This is a genomic window from Paraburkholderia sp. SIMBA_054 (genome assembly GCF_046534875.1).
Lineage (GTDB): Bacteria > Pseudomonadota > Gammaproteobacteria > Burkholderiales > Burkholderiaceae > Paraburkholderia > Paraburkholderia hospita.
The window spans coordinates 18,278-42,219 of sequence record NZ_JAWRXV010000015.1 but is presented as its reverse complement, the minus strand read 5'-3'; the positions used below and the strand labels follow the sequence as shown (position 1 = coordinate 42,219).

The window sequence follows — 23,942 nt, the reverse complement described above, 5'->3', positions numbered from 1 at the left end:
ACGACAGGCGCGCCGCGCGCCTGGTTCTGCCGCCGCACACTGGAGCCGGCGTATGCAGGAGTCGGCGTATGGCGGAGCCGCCGTTCGCCGGAACGCCTTCAACTGCAGTGCGCCAGCGGCAGGAAGCAAACAGAAGCAAACCAACTGCGGCCCCGCCAACCGAAGCAAGCCAACCGCAGCACGCGAACGGCAGCATGCCAACCGCAGCACGCCGCCTCCCGACCTCACGTCAGATCACCGACCGGCCCCGCAGCGCGTCGATGCGTGCATCGTCGTATCCGAGCACATCGCGCAGGACCGCTTCCGTATGCTCGCCGAGCGTCGGCGGATGCGCCTGTGCCTCGGGCGGCGTCGCGCTCATGCGGATGGGATTGCGCACCAGCTTCACCGTGCCGCCCGACGGATGCGGCAATTGAAGCTCCATGCCACGCGCGACCACCTGCTCGTTCTCGAACACCTCTTCCAGATCGTTGATCGGGCCGCAGGGCACGCCCGCCGCTTCGAGAGCATCGATCCATTCGTGCTTGCTTCGCGTGCGGACCATCTCCGCGAGGATCGGCACGAGCGTCTCGCGATTTCGCACGCGCTCGGGATTGGTCGCGAAGCGGTCGTCGTCGGCCAGACCCGCGCGCTTGCCCGCTTCGACGAACTTGCGGAACTGTCCGTCGTTGCCCACCGCGACGATGATCCAGCTGTCGCTGGTCTGGAAGGTCTGATAGGGAACGATGTTCGGATGCGCATTGCCCCAGCGCGCGGGCGGCTTGCCGCTTGCGAGGAAGTTCGAGTTCATGTTGGCGAGCATCGCGACCTGCACGTCGAGCAGCGCCATGTCGATGTACTGGCCTTCGCCCGTGCGGTCGCGGTGCGCGAGCGCCGTCAGCACGGCGACGGTCGAATACATGCCCGTCATCAGGTCCGCGATCGCTACGCCCGCTTTCTGCGGACCGCCGCCTGGCTGGCCGTCGCGCTCGCCCGTGATGCTCATAAACCCGCCGATACCCTGCACGATGAAGTCATACCCTGCGCGCTGCGCATACGGCCCTGTCTGCCCGAAGCCCGTCACCGAGCAGTAGACGATGTCGGCCTTCACCGCCTTCAGCGACTCATAGTCGAGCCCGTACTTCTTCAACTGGCCGACCTTGTAGTTCTCCAGCACGACGTCGCTTTGCGCAGCCAGCTCGCGGACGATCTGCTGCCCTTCGGGCGTGGCGATATCGACGGTCACCGAGCGCTTGTTGCGGTTCGCCGCGAGGTAATAGGCGGCTTCGCGCGTGTCCGCGCCCTCCGGCGTCTTCAGGTACGGCGGCCCCCAGTGGCGCGTGTCGTCGCCGGCGCCCGGCCGCTCGACCTTGATCACGTCGGCACCGAAATCGGCTAGCGTCTGTGCGCACCACGGACCGGCAAGCACGCGGGTAAGGTCCAGCACGCGGATATGACTGAGTGCACCCATGTTCTGTCTACGTCTCCAATGTGCAATGTGATGAGGCGCGCGCCGCAGGGCGCTGCCCGATTGAATCGATGTGGTGCATCTTAAGCGATCGGCCGCGCCCGACGTACTCTGCCTGACGGCATAGGAAGAATGACAGGTCGCGCTTTCGGCGTTTTTGAGAGGGGAAACTGGCCGGATGGCCAATGCCGCGCGCAGCCCGCGCCACGGCGCCGCGCGACAGCGCCGATCCCGTATAATCGACCGTTCAGGAAACTATCTATTGCGACGGCCGGTCAGTCTTCCGCAGCCGTCGGCTCAAGCCAGGACCGTCCCCAAAGCACGCTATGAAAGCCGCCGAAATCCGCGAGAAATTCCTCAAGTTCTTCGAATCGAAGGGCCATACGATCGTCCGTTCGTCGAGCCTCGTGCCCGGCAACGACCCGACGCTGCTCTTCACCAATTCGGGCATGGTGCAGTTCAAAGACGTGTTTCTCGGCGCCGAATCGCGTCCGTACTCGCGGGCTACGACGTCGCAGCGCAGCGTGCGCGCGGGCGGCAAGCACAACGACCTGGAAAACGTCGGCTACACCGCGCGTCACCACACGTTCTTCGAAATGCTCGGCAACTTCTCGTTTGGCGACTATTTCAAGCGTGACGCGATCCACTACGCGTGGGAACTGCTGACGGGCGTCTATCAGCTGCCGAAGGAAAAGCTCTGGGTCACCGTCTACCAGGAAGACGACGAAGCCTTCAACATCTGGGAGAAGGAAGTCGGCGTGCCGGCCGAGCGCATCATCCGCATCGGCGACAACAAGGGCGCGCGCTACGCATCGGACAATTTCTGGCAGATGGCCGACGTTGGCCCGTGCGGTCCGTGCTCGGAAATCTTCTACGACCACGGCCCGGACGTGTGGGGCGGCCCGCCGGGATCGCCTGAAGAAGACGGCGACCGTTACATCGAGATCTGGAATCTCGTGTTCATGCAATTCAGCCGCGACGCGCAGGGCAACATGACGCCGCTGCCCAAGCAGTGCGTGGACACGGGCATGGGGCTGGAGCGTATCGCGGCTGTGCTGCAGCACGTGCACAGCAACTACGAGATTGACCTGTTCCAGGCGCTGATCAAGGCAGCCGGGCGTGAAACAGGCGTCGAAGATCTGTCGAACAACTCGCTGAAGGTGATCGCCGATCACATCCGCGCGTGCTCGTTCCTGATCGTCGACGGCGTGATCCCCGGCAACGAAGGCCGCGGCTACGTGCTGCGCCGTATCGTGCGCCGCGCGATCCGTCACGGCTACAAGTTGGGCCGTAAGGGTTCGTTCTTCCACAAGATGGTGACTGATCTCGTCGCGCAAATGGGCGGCGCGTATCCCGAGTTGAAAGACGCCGAGCAGCGCGTCACGGACGTGCTGCGCCAGGAAGAAGAGCGCTTCTTCGAGACCATCGAGCACGGCATGTCGATCCTCGAAAGCGCGCTGGCCGATCTGGAATCGAAGGGCGGCAAGACGCTCGACGGTGAAGTCGCGTTCAAGCTGCACGACACCTATGGCTTCCCGCTCGATCTGACGGCGGACGTGTGCCGCGAGCGCGAAGTGACGGTCGACGAGCCGGCATTCGACGAAGCAATGGCTCGTCAGCGCGAACAGGCTCGCGCAGCCGGCAAGTTCAAGATGGCGCAGGGCCTCGAATACTCGGGCGCCAAGACCACGTTCCACGGCTACGAGGAAATCGTCTTCGACGACGCGAAGGTCACGGCGCTGTATGTCGACGGTGCGTCCGTCAACGAAGTGACGAAGGGCCAGCAGGCTGTCGTCGTGCTGGATCACACGCCGTTCTACGCGGAGTCGGGCGGCCAGGTCGGCGATCAGGGCGTGCTCGCGAACGCGAGCGTGCGCTTCGCCGTCGCCGATACGCTGAAGGTGCAGGCGGACGTCGTGGGCCATCACGGCACGCTGGAGCAGGGCACGCTGAAGGTCGGCGACGTCGTGAAGGCGGAGATCGACGCGATCCGCCGCGCGCGCACGGCCCGCAACCACTCGGCCACGCATTTGATGCACAAGGCGTTGCGCGAAGTGCTGGGCGGCCACGTGCAGCAGAAGGGCTCGCTCGTCGACGCCGACAAGACCCGTTTCGACTTCGCGCACAACGCGCCGATGACGGACGATCAAATCCGCCGCGTCGAAGCCATCGTCAATGCCGAAGTGCTGGCGAACGCGCCGGGCATCGTGCAGGTGATGCCGTATGACGAAGCGGTGAAGGGCGGCGCAATGGCGCTGTTCGGCGAGAAGTACGGCGACGAAGTGCGCGTGCTCGATCTGGGCTTCTCGCGCGAGTTGTGCGGCGGCACGCACGTGCATCGTACGGGCGACATCGGCTTCTTCAAGATCGTGATGGAAGGCGGCGTCGCGGCAGGCATTCGCCGTGTCGAAGCGATCACGGGCGACAACGCGGTGCGTTACGTTCAGGAACTCGATGCGCGCATCAACGCGGCGGCCGCGGCGCTGAAGGCGCAGCCGTCGGAACTGACGCAGCGTATCTCGATGGTTCAGGACCAGGTGAAGTCGCTGGAAAAGGAACTGGGCGCGCTGAAGTCGAAGCTCGCGTCGAGCCAGGGCGATGAACTGGCCGGCCAGGCCATCGAGGTTGCCGGCGTGCAGGTGCTGGCGGCGACACTGGAAGGCGCGGACGTCAAGACGCTGCGCGAAACCGTCGACAAGCTCAAGGACAAGCTCAAGAGCGCGGCGATCGTACTGGCGTCCGTCGAAGGCGGCAAGGTCAGCCTGATCGCGGGCGTCACGGCCGAGGCGAGCAAGAAGGTCAAGGCAGGCGAGCTGGTCAACTTCGTCGCGCAGCAGGTCGGCGGCAAGGGCGGCGGCCGTCCGGACATGGCGCAGGCGGGCGGTACCGAGCCGGCCAATCTGCCGGCTGCGCTGGCTGGCGTGAAGGGCTGGGTCGAAGCGCAGCTCTGAGCCTCCGCGCTACGTAGCATTCGCATCAGCAAAAAGCCGCGAGTCGATGAGACTCACGGCTTTTTGATTTTGTGCTTTCAGGTTAGCCAAACATCTTCTGTCAGGCGCTCAGGCAGCCACCTCGTCCTCCGGCTTCTCCTGCACGTTCCCGCTTGCCACCAGCATCCCGCGCAACGCATTCAATGCCGACGAGAAGTGACCGCGTCGCCAGACTAGTAGCGTCTCGATGCTGCCGAGCTCCGCGAGCGGATGCACGGCAATATCGTCCGATTCGGGCAGCAGCGCCAGCACCGAGCGCGGCGCAAAAGCCACGCCCGCGCCCGCCGCCACGCACGCGACGATCGCGTGATACGAGCCGAGCTCCAGCACCCGTGCGGGCCGGACGCCGTGCTCCATGTACCACTTTTCGACATGCACGCGATACGCGCAACCCACCTCGAACGCGATCAACGTCGAAAGCGAAATATCGCTCGCATGATGGATGGGCGGATGACCGCGCGGCGACACCATCACCAGTTCTTCGCGAAACACGGGCACGACCTCGAACAGATCGCCGATCCAGCCGGGATCGAGCGGCGTCGCGACGATTGCCGCGTCCACCTCGAATTCGCGCACGCGATCAATCAGCTTGCCCGTCGTCCCCGTCTCCAGTTCGAGCGCGACGTCGGGCCACGTCTGGTGATACTGCGCGAGCAGTCCGGGCAAGCGGGTCGCGGCGACGCTCTCCATCGTGCCCAGCCGCAGTCGTCCGCTCGGACGGGCGTCCTTGACCGCGTGGCGCGCTTCGTCGGCGAGCGCGAGCAGCCGTTCGGCATAGGGCAGCAGCGTCTCGCCCGCGGGCGTCAGCACGAGCCGCCGTCCGTCGCGAACGAACAGTTCGGTGCCCAGTTGCTCTTCGAGCTGCTTGATACGCGTGGTCACGTTCGATTGCACGCGATTGAGCTTCGCCGCGGCGCGCGTCACGCCGTTTTCGCGCACGACGGCGCGAAAGATCGTAAGGGCGGCAAGATCCATCAATCTCTCCGTGAGATTAAATCTATCCGTATTATTCATTTTATGAGATTGAAGGGTCAAGCTACGATGGTGTGGAAGAAGCAGACCGCTGTGCCGTCCAATCTCGGGACGGCAGACCACCGCCATGACATCGATGAACGATTTCGCCACCCGCACCCTCCAGACAAACCACGCTTCACCCAATGCCGCACGTCGCGCCGCGCTCGCCTGCATGGCGGCGCTTGCCGTCGCGCTTGGCGTCGGCCGCTTTGCCTTTACGCCGCTGTTGCCGCTGATGCTCCACGGCGGCGCGCTCGATATCAGACATGGCGGCTGGCTCGCGTCGCTCAATTACGCGGGTTATTTCCTTGGCGCGATTGCCTGCGTGGCGCTGCGTATGGACGCGGCACGCGTGGTGAAGACGGGCCTCGCCTCGACTGTGCTGCTCGTGCTCGCGATGGGCGTCACGCATCAGTTTTGGGTTTGGGCCGTGGTGCGTTTCATCGCGGGGGCGATTAGCGCGTGGACCTTCGTGTTCGCCTCGCAATGGGGCTTGCGGCGGCTCGCCGAACTGGGCGCGAACGAGTGGGGCGGTGTGATCTACACCGGTCCGGGCCTCGGCATCGCGGCGACGGGCCTGCTGGTCAGTGCGGCGGGCGGATATGGAGCGTCGGCGGGCTGGATCGGGTTTGGGCTCGTCTCGGCCGTGCTGACGGTGCTCGTGTGGCGCACGTTCGAGCCGGCATCCAAGGCAAAGGCGAGCGCAACGGCAGCGGCGGGCAAAAACGCGTCGACGCAGACTGACGCGCATCGGCATCGCGTGCATCCGCATCGCGCGGATGCCTTCTGGCTGATCGTTCTCTACGGCGTGCCCGGTTTCGGCTACATCATCACCGCGACGTTTTTGCCCGTGATCGCCCGCGCTGCGCTGCCCGTGGATTCGCCGTGGCCTGATCTGTTCTGGCCGATGTTCGGCGGCGCGTTGGTCGTTGGCGCGCTGGTGGGCGCGCGTCTGCCGTCGCACTGGGACAACCGCACGCTGCTGGCCGGCTGCTACGTGCTGCAGGCGCTTGGCATCCTCGCGGGCATCGTGTCGCCGACGGCAGGCGGCTTCGCGCTTGGCAGCGCGCTGATTGGCTTGCCGTTCACGGCTATCACCCTGTTCGCGATGCGCGAGGCGCGCCGGCTGCACGGCGACAACGCGGCCGGACTCATGGGCTACGCGACGGCGGCCTACGGCCTTGGGCAGATCGTGGGTCCGCTCGTCGCCGCGCCGATCGCCGCGCACACCGGTTCGTTCACGCTGGCGTTGTGGCTGGCGGCGCTCGCGCTGCTCGCCGGCGCCGTGGGTCTCGTCGTGGTGACGGTGCTGCGCCCGTCGTTTCGCGCCTGAGCAAAAGCCCGGCACGCCACCCAGACGCCGCCGGATGGCGCGGACGAACAACGCCCGCGAGCACCACGACGACCGAACAACCGCGGGCACCTCTCACGCCCACTGGCTGTGCAGCGGACTCTCGCACGCACGGCCTCCAATCCTCACCAGGCGCCCGTTCGCGCCCGATCAAACCCGCCAGAAACAAATTCAGCACCCGCCGCACTAAAATGTCCGCTTTCCAGTCATCATTGCGCGCTCATCGCCGGGTGCGCCGCCTGCCATGCAACATTTTGCGTCGGACAACTACGCCGGCATCTGCCCCGAGGCGCTCGAAGCGCTGATCGCCGCCAACAACAGCGGCCACGAACCGGCCTACGGCGACGACTCGTGGACGCAGCAAGTCTGCGACCGCCTGCGCAACCTGTTCCAGACCGACTGCGAAGTGTTCTTCGTCTTCAACGGCACGGCGGCGAACTCGCTGGCGCTGGCGTCGCTGTGCCAGTCCTACCATTCGGTGATCTGCCACGAACTCGCGCACATCGAAACGGACGAATGCGGCGGCCCCGAGTTCTTCTCGAACGGTTCGAAGCTGCTGACGGCGCCGGGCGTCGCCGGCAAGCTCACGCCCGATGCAATCGAAGCCGTCGTCACGCGTCGCGCCGACATCCACTATCCGAAGCCCAAGGTCGTGACGCTCACGCAATCGACGGAAGTGGGCACCGTGTACAGCGTCGAGGAAATCCGCGCGATTGCAGCGATCGCGAAGCGCCGTCATCTGAAGGTGCACATGGACGGCGCGCGCTTTGCAAACGCCGTCGCAGCGCTCGACGTGCATCCGTCGGAAATCACGTGGCGCGCGGGCGTCGACGTGCTGTGCTTCGGCGGCACGAAGAACGGCTTGCCCGTCGGCGAGGCGGTCGTGTTCTTCGATCGCTCGCTCGCTGACGACTTCGCGTATCGGCTGAAGCAGGCGGGACAGCTTGCGTCGAAGATGCGTTTCATCTCCGCGCCCTGGCTCGGCCTGCTCGACAATGACGTCTGGCTGCGCAATGCGCGCCACGCAAATGCCATGGCGCAACTGATGGAGTCGCGCCTCGCGGAAATTCCGGGCGTGAGCATCATGTTCCCGACGGAATCGAACGCGGTGTTCGCGCAATTGCCGCCGCATGTCGCGAAGGCGATGCGCACGCGTGGCTGGAAGTTCTACGAGTTCATCGGCGCGGGCGGCTGCCGGTTGATGTGCGCGTGGGATACGCAGCCCGAAACGGTCGAGCGCTTCGTCGCCGAGGTTCGTGAGCTGTGCGCCGCGTGAGTCACGCGCCTGGCGACTGGATGCGCCGATGCGGCTTGCCGGTCGAGTTCATCGAGAGACCGGGTCAATAACGGAACATTAAAACGGCAACGCGCAACCGTTGCCGTGATGGTCGCAGTCAGCCGCTCTCGCCGTTTCGACGGTGCGAGCACGGAATCCTCGATAACAACGGAGACGCATCGCCATGGCCTACATCTACTATCTGACGCACATTCATCTCGGCTACGACGCGCTCGCGCAGTTGCCTGCGGAGTGCGAGCGCTCGGGCATCCGGCGGCCGCTCGTGGTGACGGACAAGGGCGTGATGGCGGCGGGCGTCGCGCAGCAGGCGATCGACGCGTTGAAGCTGCCCGGCGTGCCCATCTTCGACGACACGCCATCGAACCCCACGGAAGCGATGGTGATGGCGGCCGCGCAGCGCTATCGGGAAGAGGGCTGCGACGGGCTCGTGGCGATAGGCGGCGGCTCGTCGATCGATCTGGCCAAGGGCGTCGCGATCATGGCGACGCATGCGGGCACGATGACGGATTACGCGACGATCGAAGGCGGCAGCGCCAAAATCACCGACAAGGCCGCGCCGCTGATCGCGATTCCGACCACGGCGGGCACGGGCAGCGAAGTGGCGCGCGGCGCGATCGTGATTCTGAACGACGGCCGCAAGCTCGGCTTTCATTCGTGGCATCTGCTGCCGAAGGCGGCTATCTGCGATCCGGGCCTCACGCTCGGCCTGCCGCCCGCGCTGACGGCCGCGACGGGCATGGACGCGATCGCGCACTGCATCGAAACGTTTCTCGCGCCGTCGTTCAATCCGCCCGCCGACGGCATCGCGCTCGACGGCCTGGAGCGCGCCTGGGCGAACATCGAACTCGCAACGCGCGACGGCCAGAACCGCGACGCGCGCCTGCACATGATGAGCGCGTCGATGCAGGGCGCCATGGCGTTCCAGAAAGGACTCGGCTGTGTGCATTCGCTGTCGCATCCGCTCGGCGGCGTGTCGGTAAACGGTCGCACGTCGCTGCATCACGGCACGCTGAACGCCGTCGTGCTGCCCGCCGTGCTGCGCTTCAACGAAAGCGCGCCGTCTGTCGTCGAGAATCGCCGTTACGCGCGCATGCGTCGCGTGATGAATCTGCCGGACCATGCCGATCTTGCGGCAGCGTTGCACGACATGACCGCGCGCCTCGGACTGCCGACGGGCCTGAAGCAAATGGGCGTCGACGAAAGTGCGTTCGACAAGGTCATCAAGGGCGCGCTCGCCGATCATTGCCACAAGACGAATCCGCGCGAAGCGACGGCCGACGATTATCGGCGGATGCTGATCGAGTCGATGTAAGCGCCGTTCTTCCATTCAACCGCACACGACATGAACAAGCCCGCTCCCGCGCCGCGCACGGCTTACCCGCACTTCCTGTCTATCGCCACGCGCTGGATGGATAACGACGTGTACGGGCACGTGAACAACGTCGTCTATTACAGCTACTTCGATACCGTCGTGAACGAGTATCTGATCCGCAGCGGCGTGCTCGATATCGAGCACGGCACGACGATCGGCCTCGTCGTCGAGACGCAGTGCAACTACTTCGCGCCGATCGTGTTTCCGGATCGCATCGATGCAGGCTTGCGTGTCGTGCGGCTCGGCACGTCGAGCGTGCGTTACGAAGTAGGGCTTTTCAGGGAAGGCGACGCCGAGCCCGCCGCGCAAGGGCATTTCGTGCACGTGTACGTGGATCGCGAAACGCGGCGTCCTGTTACATTGCCCGACAGGCTGCGCGCGGCGCTCGAACCGCTGCTCGTCGTGGAAGGCGTGCAAGACGCGCAAGCGGGCTGACGCGTGCAGTCGTTCGTCATCGATGCGCTGAATGGCGTGAGCTACGGCTTGCTGCTGTTCATGCTGTCGGCGGGATTGACGCTGATTTTCAGCATGCTCGGCGTGCTGAACTTCGCGCACGCGAGCTTCTACATGCTCGGTGCGTATGTCGGCTTTTCCGTCGCGGCGCGCATGGGCTTCTGGTGGGCGCTCATCGTCGCGCCGTTCGTCGTCGGGCTGATGGGCGCGGCGCTCGAACGATGGCTGCTGCGGCGTGTGCGGCCGCACGGACATCTGGCGGAGTTGCTGCTGACGTTCGGCGCGGCGTATCTGATCGGCGAGGGCGTCAAGCTCGTCTGGGGCTTGCAGGCGCTGAGCGCCGCCGTGCCGAAAGCACTCGATGGTCCGCTGCTCGATGTGTACGGCGTCGCGTTCTCGCGCTATCGCGCGTTCATGATGGCCGTCGCTATTGCGATGCTCGTTGTGTTGCACGCGGTGCTGCGTGTGTCGAAAGCGGGGCTGATCGTGCGCGCGGCGCTCACGCATCCGCAAGCCGTCGAAGCGCTCGGTCACGACGTGCCGCGCGTCTTCACCGGCGTGTTCGCGGCGGGCACGGCGCTCGCCGCGCTGGCGGGCGTGATCGGCGCGCCGCTGTTCGTGCTCGAACCGGCGATGGCCGAATCGGTGGGATCGATCGTGTTCGTCGTGGTTGTGATCGGCGGGCTCGGGTCGCTCGGCGGCGCGCTGGTGGCGTCGCTCGTGATCGGCTGCGTGCAGACGTTCGCGGTCGCAACCGATATTCCGCTCGGCGAGCTGTTCGGCGACTTCGACAACGCATTGCCCGCTGCGTGGAGCGCGTTGACGCTCGCGCAACTCGCGCCGCTCGTGCCGTATCTGCTGCTCGTCGCCATGCTCGCCGTGCGCTCGCGCGGCTTCTTCGGACAACGCGACGACGATGCGTGACGTGAACCAGTCGCACGACGCGCAGCCCGCTTCGCCGCGTAGGCCAACATGGCGCGCGGCGCTGCCGTGGGCCGCGCTCGCGGCGCTGCTCATCCTGCCGCCGTGCATATCGACGCAAAGCTGGCTCGTCGCCTGGCTCGCGCAGACCGCCGCGATGATCGTGTTCGCGCTGTCGTACAACCTGCTGCTCGGCGGCGCGGGGCTGCTGTCGTTCGGGCATGCGGCTTCGTCGGGCATCGGCGCGCTGATCGCCGCGCAGCTGTTCAATCGCGTCGGCGTGCCGTTGCCGCTGCTGCCGTTGATGGGCGGCATCGGTGGTGCGCTGTTCGGTGCGCTGTATGGCCTCGTTGCGACGCGTCGCGCGGGCACCGCGTTCGCGATGATCACGCTCGGCATCGGCGAACTCGTCGCGGCGGCGGCCTGGACCTTGCCCGACTGGTTCGGCGGCGAAGCGGGTGTCGCGATCGACCGCACGGCGGGTATCGCGGTGCCGGGCCTGACGTTCGGGCCTGCGCGCGAAGCCTACGCGCTGATCGCGTTGTGGTGCGCGCTCGCTGTGATCGCGATGTACCTGCTGTCGCGCACGCCGTTCATGCGGCTCGCGAATGCCGTGCGTGACAACCCGGTTCGCGCGGCGGCTATCGGTTGCTTTCCGCGCCGCGTGCGTTATGAGGTCGTCGTGTGGTCGTCGTTTTTTGCGGGCATTGCGGGGACGCTCGGGTTGATCAATGTCGAACTGATATCGACGGAAAGCGTCGGCATGCTGCGCTCGGGCTCGGTGCTGATCGCGACGGTGATCGGCGGAAGCGGGGCGTTTTTTGGGCCGGTGGCGGGTGCCGTCGTGCTGACGTTTTTCAGCGTCGTCGTGGCGGGCGCGACGCGCGCGTGGCTCCTGTATCTCGGGCTGTTCTTCGTGGTCGTGGTGGTGTGCGCGCCCGATGGCATCGCGGGATGGATGCGGCGTCAAACCGCACGCATTGCACGCGATGGCTGGCGCGTCTGCCTGCCGTGGTTTGCTTGCCGGATGGCGAGCGCTTGCGCGTGTTCGCTTGCCGTCGTGCTGTTCGTGCAATGGGCGTACGCGCAACGCTTCGGCACGGAAGAGCGCAGGAGTCTCGTCACGACGATCGCTCCTTTGTGGCTCACGGTGGCCGTGCTGTGCCTCGCCGCGATCGGCTGGCTGACGATGCGCGTGGCGGCGCGCATGGACGGAAAGCTCAACGACGAAACGCGCGCGGAGGTCAGCGAATGATTCCCGCCATCGCCGTGCGACGTCTCGACAAGCGCTTTGGCGCAACGCGCATCCTGCGCGGCGTCGATCTCATGGTCGAGCCGCACGAACGTCACGCGCTGATCGGTCCGAACGGTGCGGGCAAATCGACGCTCTTCAATCTGATCGCGGGCGCGGCGCGGCCGAGCGCGGGCCGCATCGAACTGTATGGCGCGGACATCACGCGTCTTGCGCCTGCGGCGATTTGCCGTCGCGGACTCGCGCGCAGTTTTCAGACGACGAGTTTCTTCGCGAAGCTCAGCGTATTCGACAACCTGCGTTGCGCAGCGCAGATCGCGAATCGCGACCGCATGCGCTGGTGGCAGCGCTTCACCGCGACGCGCGAGGGCGACGAGCACGCCGAGCAAGTGTTGGACGCCGTCGGTCTGGGCGAACGTCGCGACGTGATCGCGGGCACGCTGAGTTACGCCGACCAACGCGCGCTCGATCTAGGACTGGCGCTGGCGAGCGGCGCGCATACGCTGCTGCTCGACGAGCCGACGGCGGGCATGAACCGCGCCGAGGCGGCGCGCGCCGTCGAACTGATCCGCGCAGCGACGGCGGGCCGCACGCTGCTGATGGTCGAGCACGACATGGACGTCGTGTTTGGTCTCGCGGATCGCATCAGCGTGCTCGTGCAAGGCGAGGTGATCGCGACGGGCACGCCGGACGCGATTCGCGCCGATCCCGCCGTGCGCGCGGCGTACCTGGGCGATATCGACGATCGCGGCGACGCCGCACAGGGAGCCGCGCGATGAACCCATTGCTCGAAATTCGCGATCTGCGCGCGTGGTACGGCGCAAGCCAGGCGCTGCATGGCGTGGACCTGCATATCGAAGCGGGCGAAGCCGTCGCGCTCGCGGGCCGCAACGGCTCGGGCCGCTCGACGCTGGCGAAGGCGATCATGGGTTTCGTACGCACGCAAGGCGTGATCCGTTTCGCCGGACAGCCGCTGGAAGGCCGGCGCGCGTTCGAGATTGCACGGTTCGGCATTGGCTATGTGCCCGAACAGCGCGATGTATTTCCGACACTGACGGTGCAGGAAAACCTGCAACTGGGCCTCAAGCCGCGCAACGGCAGACGCGCTGCGCGCTTCACACTCGACGACGCGCGTACGCTCTTTCCCGTGCTGCGCGAACGTGCGCGAACGAAGGCGGGCGCGTTGTCGGGCGGCGAGCAGCAGATGCTTTCGGTGGCGCGCGCGTTGCTCGGCGACCCTGATCTCATCGTGATCGACGAGCCGACTGAAGGACTCGCGGGTCAGGTCGTCGTGCAGCTTGCAGCGGCATTGAAACTGCTGCGCGAGCGCGGCGTCGCGATGCTGCTGATCGAACAGCGGCTCGTGATCGCAGACCGGATTACTAGCCGTATCGCCGTGATGGGACATGGCGAGATCGTGTTCGACGGATCGCTGGAATCGTTCCGGGCGCGGCCCGACGTGGCGCGCGAATGGCTTGGAGTGGGGTGATTTCGCATCGCATCACTTTTGTTCTCTGTTTGACTTGCACGGCCGTCATTGCGCAAAGCGCCTTGCGGCGGGCGTTTGCTGCTGACTGTTCGAAACGGTTCAAACGCGCTCGCGGTTGGTGAGCGTCCTCCAGAAATCTTGTCGGCAGCGCGTGGACAAAGACACTCAGATTTGCTTTGGTTTTCGCTGGCATCCGCGATGTGGTTGGGTTTTTTGCTTTTGCGCTGGCAACCGGGGTTGAGCGTTCGCGGCGCGGGTGGTTTGGTTTGCTTGTGTTTTCGCTGGCATCCGCGCTATGCCTTCGTGCTTCAAGCGTTGCCCCTGTGCGGGGCGGCACCTACTTTTCTTTGCCGCCGCAAAGAAAAGTAGGCAAAAGAAAGCGGCTAACACCGCCAGTTCTTGTATTTGCCTGAGGGCCCCCAACCGGTCCCACACTTCAAACGGCAACCACGTGACTCATGTTAGTTGCCAACGCTCTTGCGATGCGCCTCACCTGCTTCGCGCGCCCGCGTCGCCGCATGCCGTGCCAGATATTCCACCGCCGCCCAGGTGGCAAACTGTGTGTAGGCCGTAGCACCGCACACGCCTCACTCCAGACCGATAGCTCACGCGTTCCACCGTGTAAGAGCGCCAAGCTATACGTCGCGACAACCTACACACAGTTTGCCACCTGGGCGGCAGAAACCATTCGCTGCCGCTAGCTTGTACGCGGGTATTTGAAGTGGGTGAGGCGTTCATTCGAAGCGTTGGCAACGAGCGCCAACAGAGACGTTGCCGTGTGAAGCGTGGGACCGGTTGGGGGCCCTCAGGCAAGAAGAAATGCTGGCGGTGTGAGCCGCTTTCTTTTGCCTACTTTTCTTTGCGGCGGCAAAGAAAAGTAGGTGCCGCCCCGCACAGGGGCGACGCGTGAAGCACGAAGACATAGCGCGGATGCCAGCGAAAAGGCCAAAACACCGAACAGCGTCGCAGACCAAAACCTAACCCTTAGCATCCCGCTCAATAATCCACTCATGCCGCGGATCATTCTTGAAATGCCAGGTACGGGTAGGCCCAGCCATGACATTAAGATAATAAGAGTCATAGCCATAAGGCACAACGACAGGATGATACCCACGCGGCACCATCACGACATCGTGATCCTCAACCGCGAGAGACTCATCGATATCCCGCTCATCGGTATACACGCGTTGAAAAGCAAACCCTTGCGGCGGACTAAGCCGATGGTAATAAGTCTCTTCAAGAAAGCTTTCCGCAGGAATATTATTAGTATCGTGCTTATGCGGCGGATAGCTGGACGAATGTCCACTCGGCGTCCGCACCTCAACCACAAGCAGCGACTCAGCAGTCTCAGTCTGCGGAAGAATATCGCACACATACCGCGTATTCGCGCCCTTACCCCGCACGGACCGCTTCATCTGCGAAGACTCGATCAACCGCGCAGGATATTCGCCCTTGGCAGGCGCACTGGCCACACCCACCTCCGCCCGCCGGTTAGCACGAACAATAGCCCGCACACCAGGCGGCAAATAAACCGCAACAGGCGCGCTGTCCTCAAACACGCTGTCCCGCGAACCAAGTCCCGTCCACGTCTGCGCATCCGTTTCGATATCGACGGCACCCGCCATCACGACAATACACACCTCACGCGACGCTTCCAGCACATGCACGATCTCGTCCGGTTCCATCCGGTAAGCGGCGAAACCAACATACTTCCAGCCCGCCGTTTCAGGCGTCACGCGCGCGATCGTCTGGCCCTCGCGCTGTGCCTTGACAAGCAAACTCATGCTGCCTCCTGTGCGACATCGAGCGGCGCATCGACGAGCGTGCGCAGCGTGCGATAACCCTTCTGCGCATAAGCATACGACGGCGCGACAGCCGGGTCCTGCTCCGCCTCGACGACAAGCCAGCCGCGATAACCGTGACGCTTCAACGTATCGATGATCGCGGAAAAATCGACGGCGCCGTCGCCCGGCACCGTGAACGCGCCCGCAATCACCGCATCGAGAAAGCTCCAGTTGCGATTGCGTGCGAGCTTCATCACGGCAGGGCGCACGTCCTTGCAATGCACGTGACACACACGGCCGACATGCCGGTTGAGCACCGCAAGCGCGTCGCCGCCCGCAAACGTAATGTGTCCCGCATCGAACAGCAGGCCGACGTCGTCGGTAGTCAACGCCATCAGACGATCGACGTCGGCGGCAGTTTCGACATACGCGCCCATGTGATGGTGATACGCAACGCGCACGCCCTTGCTCAACGTATAGCGTGCGAATTCATTCAGGCGCTTTGCGTACGTGTTCCATTGCTCATCGGTGAAAAAGCGCGGCCGTTGATACAACGGCAACGGCGAGCCCTGGATCGTGTTGTGCACCTCGCCGTAGACCATCACCGTCGCGCCGTTCTTCGCGAGCAACTCCAGATGAGAATCGGCGGCCTTGCACTCGTCCTCGATGCTGCGGCTGAAATCCGCGAGCCGCCCCGAATACCATCCGGACACGAGCGACAAATCATACTGTTTGAACAACGCCTTCAACGCCTCAGGCTCGCGTGGAAACTTGTTCCCAAGCTCGAACCCCTGATAGCCGATTTCGCGTCCTTCCGTGAGCGCGACGTCGAGCGGCGTCTCGCCGCCGAGCGACGGCAGATCGTCGTTCATCCACGACAGCGGATTGATGCCGATACGTACTTCGAACTGGCTCATGTGCGCTTCCTCACTCATTGTCTTTGCCACGCGCGCTGATATGCGCTTCGTAATCGGCGCGTGCCTTGCGGACGCCTTCGCGCTGCGACACTTCCGGCACGGCGACTTCCCACCACCAGCCGCCTTCGTCCGTGGTGCGCGCGGCGTCGGTGTCGATGGAAATCACGTACGTGCGGTCCGCGGCGCGAGCGCGCTGCATCGCCGCTTCGAGTTCCTGCACGTTCGCAACGTGCTCCGCTTGCGCACCCATCGCGCGCGCGTGCGCGGCGAAGTCGATGTTCGGTGCGCCAGGCGCGCCTTGCACGCAGTCGTCGAACATGTTGTTGAACGGCGCGCCGCCGCAGGCCTGCTGCAAGCGGTTGATGCAGCCATAGCCGCGATTGTCGAGCACGACGACGATCAGCTTCGCGCCCAGCATCACAGATGTAGCGATCTCGCTGTTCATCATCAGATAGCTGCCGTCGCCGACCATCACGATCACTTCGCGCTCGGGACACGCGAGCTTTGCGCCAAGACCCCCAGCGATCTCGTAGCCCATGCACGAATAGCCGTATTCGACGTGGTACGCGCCCGGACGTCCGGCGCGCCACAGCTTGTGCAGTTCGGCGGGCAGCGTGCCCGCTGCGCAGACGACGATGTCGTCCGTCGTCGAGTGTTCGCTCGAGCGCTGCACCGCGCCGATCACGTCGGCGTCGTAGGGGAGGACGCTTTTGCCTTCCACACCTTGTGGCGCATGCGTGAGCTTCTGCACGATGTCGCGCCATTCGTTCGCACGCTGCTTCGCGTGTGATGTCCATGCCGCATCCGCTTGCCAGCTTTCCAGTCGCGACGACAAAGCTTCGAGCGCAAGCCGCGAATCGGCCTGCACGATACAGCCGCGATGCTTGATGGCGTCGAATGCATTCGCGTTGATGCCGATCACCTTCGCGTGCGTGAAGAGCGTGTTCGAGCCCGTCGTGAAGTCCTGCAGACGCGTGCCGACAGCGAGCACGCAATCGGCGTCGTGCGCGATCTCGTTTGCGCCGGGCGATCCCGTTACGCCGAGCGAGCCGAGATTCAACGGGTCGTCCCACGCGAGCGCGCTCTTGCCCGCCTGCGTTTCCGCAACAGGAATGCCGTAGCGCGTTGCGAACGCTTTCAATGCATCCGTTGCGTGGCCATAGAGCACGCCGCCGCCGGCGACGATCATCGGTTGCTTCGCGTTGCGCAGAATCGCTAGCGCTTCATCGAGTTCATGCTCAATGGGCGCGGGCGCATGCAACTTCACCACACGCGGCGCGAAGAAATCGGCGGGGTAGTCGTACGCGGTGGCCTGTACGTCTTGCGGCATCGCCAGCGTAACGGGTCCGCACAGCGCGGCATCCGTCAGCACGCGAATCGCGCGCGGCAAGGCGTTGAGCAACTGCGCGGGATGCACGATGCGATCGAAGTAGCGCGACACGGGCTTGAACGCATCATTGGCGGAAATGCCGCCGTCGTGGAAGTCTTCGACCTGCTGCAACACCGGGTCCGGCGCGCGCGACACGAAAACGTCGCCGGGCAGCAGCAACACGGGCAAGCGGTTCACATGCGCAAGCGCCGCCGCCGTGACGAGGTTCGTCGCGCCCGGACCGATCGAGGTCGTGACGGCCATCATCCGCCGTCGGAAGTGCGCTTTCGCGAAGGCGATCGCGCTGTGCGCCATCGCCTGTTCGTTGTGCGCGCGATAAGTCGGCAGTTCATGTCGATACTGATAGAGCGCCTCGCCGAGGCCCGCGACGTTGCCATGCCCGAAGATCGCGAACACGCCGCCGAACAGCGGCTCGGTGCCCGTGCCGTCTTCCGTCTCGACGCGTTGCGCGGCGAGATAGCGGACCACAGCCTGCGCGGCCGTCAGACGGATCGTGCCGTCAGCCGATACCTGCGCGGCCGTTTCAGGCGAGGTCGTCACATCGTGATGCAACGCACGTTGATTCATGCTGCCTGCTCCTGACGGATGGTATGCGAACCCGCCGCATGCGCTGTGCCACGGCTTTCGCGCCACGAGCGGATCAGCGTTTCGAACGTGCGGCGCACGCGGGCGATCACTTCGTCGTCGTCGATCTGTCCTGCGAGCCATGCCTGGCTCGCCTCGTAATGAATCGTGCGGCCAACCGTGAAGCCCTTGCAGGTCTTCGATTGCGCGGCCGCGCGGAAGCCTTCGATCATCTGCTCGACAGGCGCCGACAAGCCGAGCAGCACGACGCCGCGGCAGTACGGATCGCGTTCCTCGATCAGCGCATCGACGGCTTGCCACTGCGACGCATCCATCGGTTCGAGCTTCCACCACTCCGGATAGATGCCGATGTTGTAGATGCGCTTCAACGCGCGATGCACAATGTCCGGTCCGCCGGGCAAGCTCTTCGGCGGAATCACCTCGAGCAGCAGTTCGTGGCCCGACTCCTGCACGGCATCGTAGAGCGCGCGCAACTGCGCTTCCTGTTCGATGCGCTGTTCGATCGGCTCGTCGGGATGAAACTGCACGAGGCACTTCACCACATGCTCGCGCGGCCAGCTGGCGAGCGTCGTGCCGATCGAGCGTCCGTGATCGAAGACGAGCGGCACGGAACCCGGCAATTCGACGGGTCGGCCGATCCACCAGTTGCGGCCCGTCGCTGCGTTGAGCGCGTCCTGGCCGTAGCGATCGTCGATCAGCACCGCCGTCTTGCCTTGCAGGCCGAGTGCCTGTTCCGTTTGCGCGACGGCTTCGACGAACAAACTCTTCAGCTTCGAAATGCGCGACAGGTCCGCGCCTGTCTGCTGCGCGAGTTCGAAGAACTGGTTGCGGTGATCGAAGGCGAAGCCGAGCACTTCGTCATAGGTCTTGCGCGCGGGCGTCACGCGATGCAGACGCGCAAGCGTCGCGTCACGATCGGGTCGGCGCATGCGTGCCGGGTCGGCTTTCGCTTCGCTCAGGAAGTAGTCCAATTCGGCGGGTGTCGGCATGGCGGGCGCGCAGCCGTGGCGCGATACGACCAGCGCACCGCTCGCATTCGCGGCGCGTGCGCAGGCGTCGAGCGGCTCATCGCGCAGCCAGCCCGACAGGAAGCCGGAAGCGAACGCATCGCCCGCGCCAAGCACGTTCAGCACTTCGACTTCGACGCCGCCTTGAATTGGCGCATCGTCGATCGAAGCGGGCACGTCGCCGTCGATGATCTGGCAGCCGAGCGGCCCGCGCTTCACGACGAGCGTCGCGGGCGTCACCTTGCGTACTTCCCTGAGGCATTCGATCAGCGAGTCCTTGCCGCCCGCGATCCGGAACTCTTCTTCGGTGCCGATCACGAGATCGAAGAGGGGCAGGATGCCTTGAATGTGCGCGCTGACGCTTTCGTTCGCAACGAAGCGCGTTTCGCCATCGGCCTTGCCTGTGAGTCCCCACAGTACGGGGCGATAGTCGATGTCGAGCACCGTGCGCACGTCGTTGTTGCGCGCGTATTCGAGCGCGCGGCGGCTGGTGCGGTTCACCTGTTCCGTCGAGAAGTGCGTGCCCGTAATCAGCAGCGCTTTCGACGACGCAATGTAGGCCTCGTCGAAATCCGCTTCGTCGACGGCCATGTCCGCGCAGTTCTCGCGATAGAAAATCAGCGGGAACGTGTCGCGGTCTTTCAGGCCGAGCAATACGAGTGCGGTGAGCCGTTCCTGATCGACACGTACGTGGCTGACGTCGCAGCCTTCCTTCGTTAGCGTCTCAGTGAGGAAGCGGCCCATGTGGTCGTTGCCGACGCGTGCGAGCATCGATGCGTTCAGGCCGAGCCGCGCGCAGCCGAATGCGATGTTCGCCGACGAGCCGCCCAGATACTTCGCGAAGCTCGCGACGTCTTCGAGGCGGGAGCCGACTTGCTGCGCGTACAGATCGACGGCAAGCCGGCCTAGACAGATGATGTCGCGGCTGCGGCCCGCCGCGAAGCGGCTCGCGTTCTGAGTCGTGGGCTTACTGGTAAGAGCCATGAGTGTGTCCTGAGTGTGCTGGCAGCAGATGAGTGCGAAGGCTTTGCATGGGACCCAGAGTAAGGCGCTAAAGCGCCAACTCTGGTCGACAGTTGCTTAAATCGTCGCGCCTTCGAGTTCGCCGATCATCTTCTGCATTTCGGCGCCGCCCGCCATCATGTCGAGCACTTCGTCCTTCGTAATGGTTTCTTTTGTGTACGTACCCATCGACTTGCCGCGGTTGAGCAGCGTGAACGAATCGCCGATCGGATACGCGTGATGCACGTTGTGCGTGATGAAGATCACCGAGATACCCTTCGCGCGCGCCTTGTGAATCAGCTTCAGCACGTTGAAGCTCTGCTTCACGCCGAGCGCGGCCGTCGGTTCGTCGAGAATCAGCACGCGGGCGCCGAAGTGAATCGCACGCGCAATCGCGAGACACTGCCGTTCGCCGCCCGACATCGTGCCGATCGGTTGATGCGGGTCGCGCACGTTGATGCCCATTTCGGCGAGCTTCTCGCGGGCGATGCTCGCGCTCGTTTCCAGGTCCATCACGTTGACGAGGCCGAAGAGCTTTTTCTGCGGCTCGCGTCCCATGAAGAAGTTGCGCGCGACAGAAAGCAGCGGCACCAGCGCGAGATCCTGATACACGGTCGCGATGCCCATATCGAGCGCATCGCTCGGCGATTCGAACAGCACTTTCTTGCCGTCCACGAGGTAGTCGCCGGCCGAGGGCTGATGCACGCCCGCGAGCGTCTTGATGAGCGTCGATTTCCCCGCGCCGTTGTCGCCCAGCAGGCAGTGCACTTCGCCGCGCCGCAGGCGCAGCGTGACGCCTGATAGCGCGATTACCTTGCCGAAAAACTTGCTGACGTTTTCGAGCGACAGGATGAAGTCGTCTTGCTTGAGAGTGTCGGACATGGTCGTCTCCCGATTACGATTGCGCAACGCGACGGCGCACATAGTGGTTGAACAGCACCGCGATCAGCAGCATGACGCCGAGGAACACGCGGAACCAGTCCGAACTGACATTCGTATAGGTGATGCCGATCTGCACGACGCCGAAGATCAGCGCGCCGAAGCACGCGCCCACCACCGATCCATAGCCGCCCGTCAGCAGCGTGCCGCCGATCACCGCGGCGATGATCGCCTCGAATTCCTTTTGCAGGCCACGGTCGGCAGCAGCGGAACCGATGTCGCACACTTGCAGCACGGCGAACAGGCACGAGCAGAACGCGGTCAGCACGAACAGGGAAATCTTCACGCGGCGCACCGGCACACCGACGTTCTTCGCAGCGTTCGCATCGCCGCCGACAGCCAGCACCCAGTTGCCATAACGCGTCTTCGCGAGGACGAACGCACCGACTGCCGCAAGCGCGAACCACCACAGCACCACTTTCGGAATGCCCGGCACGAGCGGCTGGCCGTTTTCGAGCAGCGAGCCGACGCCCATATGCGCGAGGCTCGTGAAGAGTCCATGGAACGCTACGCCATGGAACAGGAAGTTGGTGATGGCGTCGGACTGCGCGAGATCGCCGACGCCGGAGATGATGGTGCGGTCCGCGACCATGATCGACAGCGCGAGCGTCAGGCCGCGCAGGATGAACAGGAACGCGAGCGTCACGATGAACGACGGCAGGCGCGTGCGCATCACCAGATAGCCGTTCAGTGCGCCGAGCGCCATCGATCCGGCGAACGCGAAGATGATCGCGGCCCAGATCGGCCAGTGGAAGTAGACGGATGGAATGGCGACCATCATGCCCGCGAAGCCGATCATCGAACCGATCGACAGATCGAACTCGCCCGCGATCATCAACAGGCACGCGCCGACGGCGAGAATGCCGAGATAGGCGGAGACCTGCGACCAGTTCATCACGCCGTCGAGATTGAACATCCCCGAGTTGCCGGCCGACAGGGCGAACACGAGGAACACGAGCACGGTGCCGGAGATCGCGGCAAATTCCGGCCGGTTCAGCAGATGCCCGAAGAACGATTCCTTGCGGACGCGCTCGTCGCCGGGCAATGCCGGTGCAGCGGATTGCGCATCGGCGCCCGGCGCATCGCTGCCCGGTGCGTCGTGACCATGCGTTGGATAGTGTTTGCCGGCTACGCCCATGATGTCTCCTTGTCGACCCGAGTTGGCGCTTCAGCGCTTACTCGGGTCCCATGCCAGGTCGAACAGAGTTAGCGCTTTAGCGCTTACTCTGTTCCCTTGGCGAGTCAGCCCGAGTTGGCGCTTCAGCGCTTACTCGGGTCCCATGGCTTTGCTGTGCGTTTCACTCGGATGAGTGGCGAGAGGCGCAGAAAGCCGTTAAACGACGCGGTCGGGTCGCCCGACGATGGCGGCAAAGGGCCGCCGGGGTCGCGCTGTGCTGGCGCGCCCGGTACCGCGTATGACTGGCTAGAGGAAAGGCCCTTAGCGGTACTGGCCCGCGTACTTGATGACCTTGTCGATATTCGCCTTCGTGATGAAGCCCGGACCGGAACGGATGTTCTTCGGCCCATACGACGGCTCGAGGCCGTAGGTCTGCAGGCGTTCCTTGAACTTCGGATTCGCTTGCAGGATTTGCCGGATCTTCGTCGGATCGGTCGTGTGATCCTTCTTCACGATCGCCAGCACGGCGACGGCGATGTAGCCTTGCAGATACGGCTGCTGATCGATTGCGAAATTGATCGTGCCGTCCTGGATGCCCTTCGCGATGTCATCCGAGAAGTCGAACGTGGCGAAGTAGATCTTGCCCGCGAGGCCCATCTGCTGCACCGCCTTGATGGTGGCCGCGGCGGGCGTCGGGCCGAGTGTCAGAACCGCGCCCGTGTTCGGATGGTTGCGCAGGTAGGCGCTCACCTTCGACTGGATTTCCGTCGGGTCCTGGCCCGAATCGATCGTCGAGGTCTTGTAGTTCACGCCGAGCGCGTCGGCAAAGCCGCGGCAGCGTTCGAACGAAACGGCGTTGGTTGCGAAGTGGTTCACGCACAGGAACGACTTCACGCCCGCGGCCTTGGCCTTTTCGCCTGCCGCCTTGCCTGCCACGTATTCGGGCTGGCCGATATGCATGATCGCGCCGAGCTGCGCGCTCTGTTCTTCCGTACCGGAGTTGATCGTGACGAGGGGAATCTTCTTGCCCGTGACCTTGCCGAGCGAGCTCTTCAGCACGTCGAAGTCGGCAATGGTGACGATCACGCCGTCGTAGTTGCGCGCCGCGGCCTGTTCGATCAGGCGTGACATGTCGGCGAGATCGCCGTTCGGCGGGTTGCGGTAGTCGGTTGCGACGTTGAAATCCTCGTCGGCCTGCTTGATCGCATTCTTGATCGTGTTCCACCACGAGTCCGAATCCGGCGCGTGGCTGATGAGCACGAACTTCGCGTCTGCTGCTTGTGCCGTCGATGCCGCCGTCATGGCACCGATGCCTGCGGCCAGGGTTAATGCTGCTGCCAGAACTTTGAACGAAGCCTTGCCATTGCAAAGTCTCATTGTCTCCACCTTTGTCTGTTCGTATTTGAGGGGAGCGTATGACGCTTTGCGAGGTGATGCCGGCTCGGTGTTGCGTCATCGCTCAGGACCAAGATTAGGCCAACTTTTCGAGACTTGCAATGAAAATTTCATGTCAAAGAAAAATGGAAAATCCATTCCATTTGCTTTCGGTTGTGCCTATACTCCGCAACGTCGGGACAGTGCATTGTCATTCCCTGTCAGCCTTACGGGACGGGAT

18 protein-coding genes are annotated in these 23,942 nt (G+C 64.2%); 9 read left to right on the top strand and 9 right to left on the bottom strand.

All coding sequences use genetic code 11. The annotated features are described in order from the left end of the window. Positions 1–229 precede the first annotated feature (229 nt). A complete protein-coding gene (locus tag SB822_RS19515; protein ID WP_090835741.1) occupies positions 230–1,450 on the bottom strand; it encodes a CaiB/BaiF CoA transferase family protein in 1,221 nt (406 codons plus the stop codon). A 323-nt stretch (positions 1,451–1,773) separates the two neighbouring features. Here SB822_RS19515 and alaS point away from each other — a divergent pair, with 323 nt between their 5' ends. After that, positions 1,774–4,398 carry an alanine--tRNA ligase gene (gene alaS, locus SB822_RS19510; RefSeq protein WP_090835740.1) on the top strand — a complete coding sequence of 875 codons (2,625 nt, stop codon included), beginning with the start codon at positions 1,774–1,776 and terminating at the stop codon, positions 4,396–4,398. A gap of 108 nt (positions 4,399–4,506) precedes the next feature. On the opposite strand, the gene SB822_RS19505 is transcribed toward alaS, so the two are convergent. Then, positions 4,507–5,412 (bottom strand): LysR family transcriptional regulator, encoded by a 906-nt coding sequence (locus SB822_RS19505; RefSeq protein WP_090835739.1) that lies wholly within the window; start codon positions 5,410–5,412, stop codon positions 4,507–4,509. 133 nt (positions 5,413–5,545) lie between these two features. On the opposite strand from SB822_RS19505, the gene SB822_RS19500 reads away from it, so the two are divergent. From SB822_RS19500 to SB822_RS19465, 8 genes are all read left to right on the top strand, one after another. Next, complete coding sequence (locus SB822_RS19500; RefSeq protein WP_090835803.1) at positions 5,546–6,784, top strand: YbfB/YjiJ family MFS transporter; 1,239 nt, start codon at positions 5,546–5,548, stop codon at positions 6,782–6,784. 262 nt (positions 6,785–7,046) lie between these two features. Beyond that, positions 7,047–8,078: a threonine aldolase family protein gene (locus SB822_RS19495; protein ID WP_079499963.1), complete on the top strand. Its 1,032-nt coding sequence runs from the start codon at positions 7,047–7,049 to the stop codon at positions 8,076–8,078. A gap of 184 nt (positions 8,079–8,262) precedes the next feature. Next, positions 8,263–9,411 carry an iron-containing alcohol dehydrogenase gene (locus SB822_RS19490; protein WP_090835738.1) on the top strand — a complete coding sequence of 383 codons (1,149 nt, stop codon included), beginning with the start codon at positions 8,263–8,265 and terminating at the stop codon, positions 9,409–9,411. A 30-nt stretch (positions 9,412–9,441) separates the two neighbouring features. Continuing rightward, entirely contained in the window at positions 9,442–9,906 is a 465-nt protein-coding gene (locus SB822_RS19485; protein ID WP_090835737.1) for an acyl-CoA thioesterase, read from the top strand. Positions 9,907–9,909: 3 nt separating this feature from the next. Then, a complete protein-coding gene (locus SB822_RS19480; RefSeq protein WP_007744045.1) occupies positions 9,910–10,848 on the top strand; it encodes a branched-chain amino acid ABC transporter permease in 939 nt (312 codons plus the stop codon). Next, entirely contained in the window at positions 10,841–12,100 is a 1,260-nt protein-coding gene (locus SB822_RS19475; RefSeq protein WP_090835736.1) for a branched-chain amino acid ABC transporter permease, read from the top strand. The genes SB822_RS19480 and SB822_RS19475 overlap by 8 nt, the downstream gene beginning before the upstream one ends. Then, entirely contained in the window at positions 12,097–12,876 is a 780-nt protein-coding gene (locus SB822_RS19470; protein ID WP_090835735.1) for an ABC transporter ATP-binding protein, read from the top strand. Before SB822_RS19475 ends, SB822_RS19470 begins: the two co-directional genes overlap by 4 nt. Continuing rightward, positions 12,873–13,586, top strand: coding sequence for an ABC transporter ATP-binding protein (locus SB822_RS19465; protein WP_090835734.1), 714 nt, complete (start codon positions 12,873–12,875; stop codon positions 13,584–13,586). The genes SB822_RS19470 and SB822_RS19465 overlap by 4 nt, the downstream gene beginning before the upstream one ends. Positions 13,587–14,563: 977 nt before the next feature. On the opposite strand, the gene iolB is transcribed toward SB822_RS19465, so the two are convergent. The 7 genes from iolB to SB822_RS19430 all read right to left on the bottom strand — a co-directional run bounded on the left by iolB (position 14,564) and on the right by SB822_RS19430 (position 23,704). Next, positions 14,564–15,370 carry a 5-deoxy-glucuronate isomerase gene (gene iolB, locus SB822_RS19460; protein ID WP_090835733.1) on the bottom strand — a complete coding sequence of 269 codons (807 nt, stop codon included), beginning with the start codon at positions 15,368–15,370 and terminating at the stop codon, positions 14,564–14,566. After that, positions 15,367–16,287, bottom strand: coding sequence for a myo-inosose-2 dehydratase (gene iolE, locus SB822_RS19455; protein WP_007750008.1), 921 nt, complete (start codon positions 16,285–16,287; stop codon positions 15,367–15,369). Before iolE ends, iolB begins: the two co-directional genes overlap by 4 nt. Before the next feature lie 10 nt (positions 16,288–16,297). Beyond that, entirely contained in the window at positions 16,298–18,244 is a 1,947-nt protein-coding gene (gene iolD / locus SB822_RS19450) for a 3D-(3,5/4)-trihydroxycyclohexane-1,2-dione acylhydrolase (decyclizing) (protein WP_090835732.1), read from the bottom strand. Further along, positions 18,241–20,253 (bottom strand): bifunctional 5-dehydro-2-deoxygluconokinase/5-dehydro-2-deoxyphosphogluconate aldolase, encoded by a 2,013-nt coding sequence (locus tag SB822_RS19445; protein ID WP_090835731.1) that lies wholly within the window; start codon positions 20,251–20,253, stop codon positions 18,241–18,243. The genes iolD and SB822_RS19445 overlap by 4 nt, the downstream gene beginning before the upstream one ends. Positions 20,254–20,349: 96 nt before the next feature. Further along, complete coding sequence (locus SB822_RS19440; RefSeq protein ID WP_090835802.1) at positions 20,350–21,153, bottom strand: ATP-binding cassette domain-containing protein; 804 nt, start codon at positions 21,151–21,153, stop codon at positions 20,350–20,352. A 13-nt stretch (positions 21,154–21,166) separates the two neighbouring features. Beyond that, positions 21,167–22,348, bottom strand: coding sequence for an ABC transporter permease (locus tag SB822_RS19435; RefSeq protein WP_007750020.1), 1,182 nt, complete (start codon positions 22,346–22,348; stop codon positions 21,167–21,169). Between the two features lie 300 nt (positions 22,349–22,648). Continuing rightward, the gene (locus SB822_RS19430; RefSeq protein ID WP_090835730.1) at positions 22,649–23,704 is read right to left on the bottom strand and encodes a sugar ABC transporter substrate-binding protein; all 1,056 of its coding nucleotides are present in this window, start codon (positions 23,702–23,704) and stop codon (positions 22,649–22,651) included. Positions 23,705–23,942 lie beyond the last annotated feature (238 nt).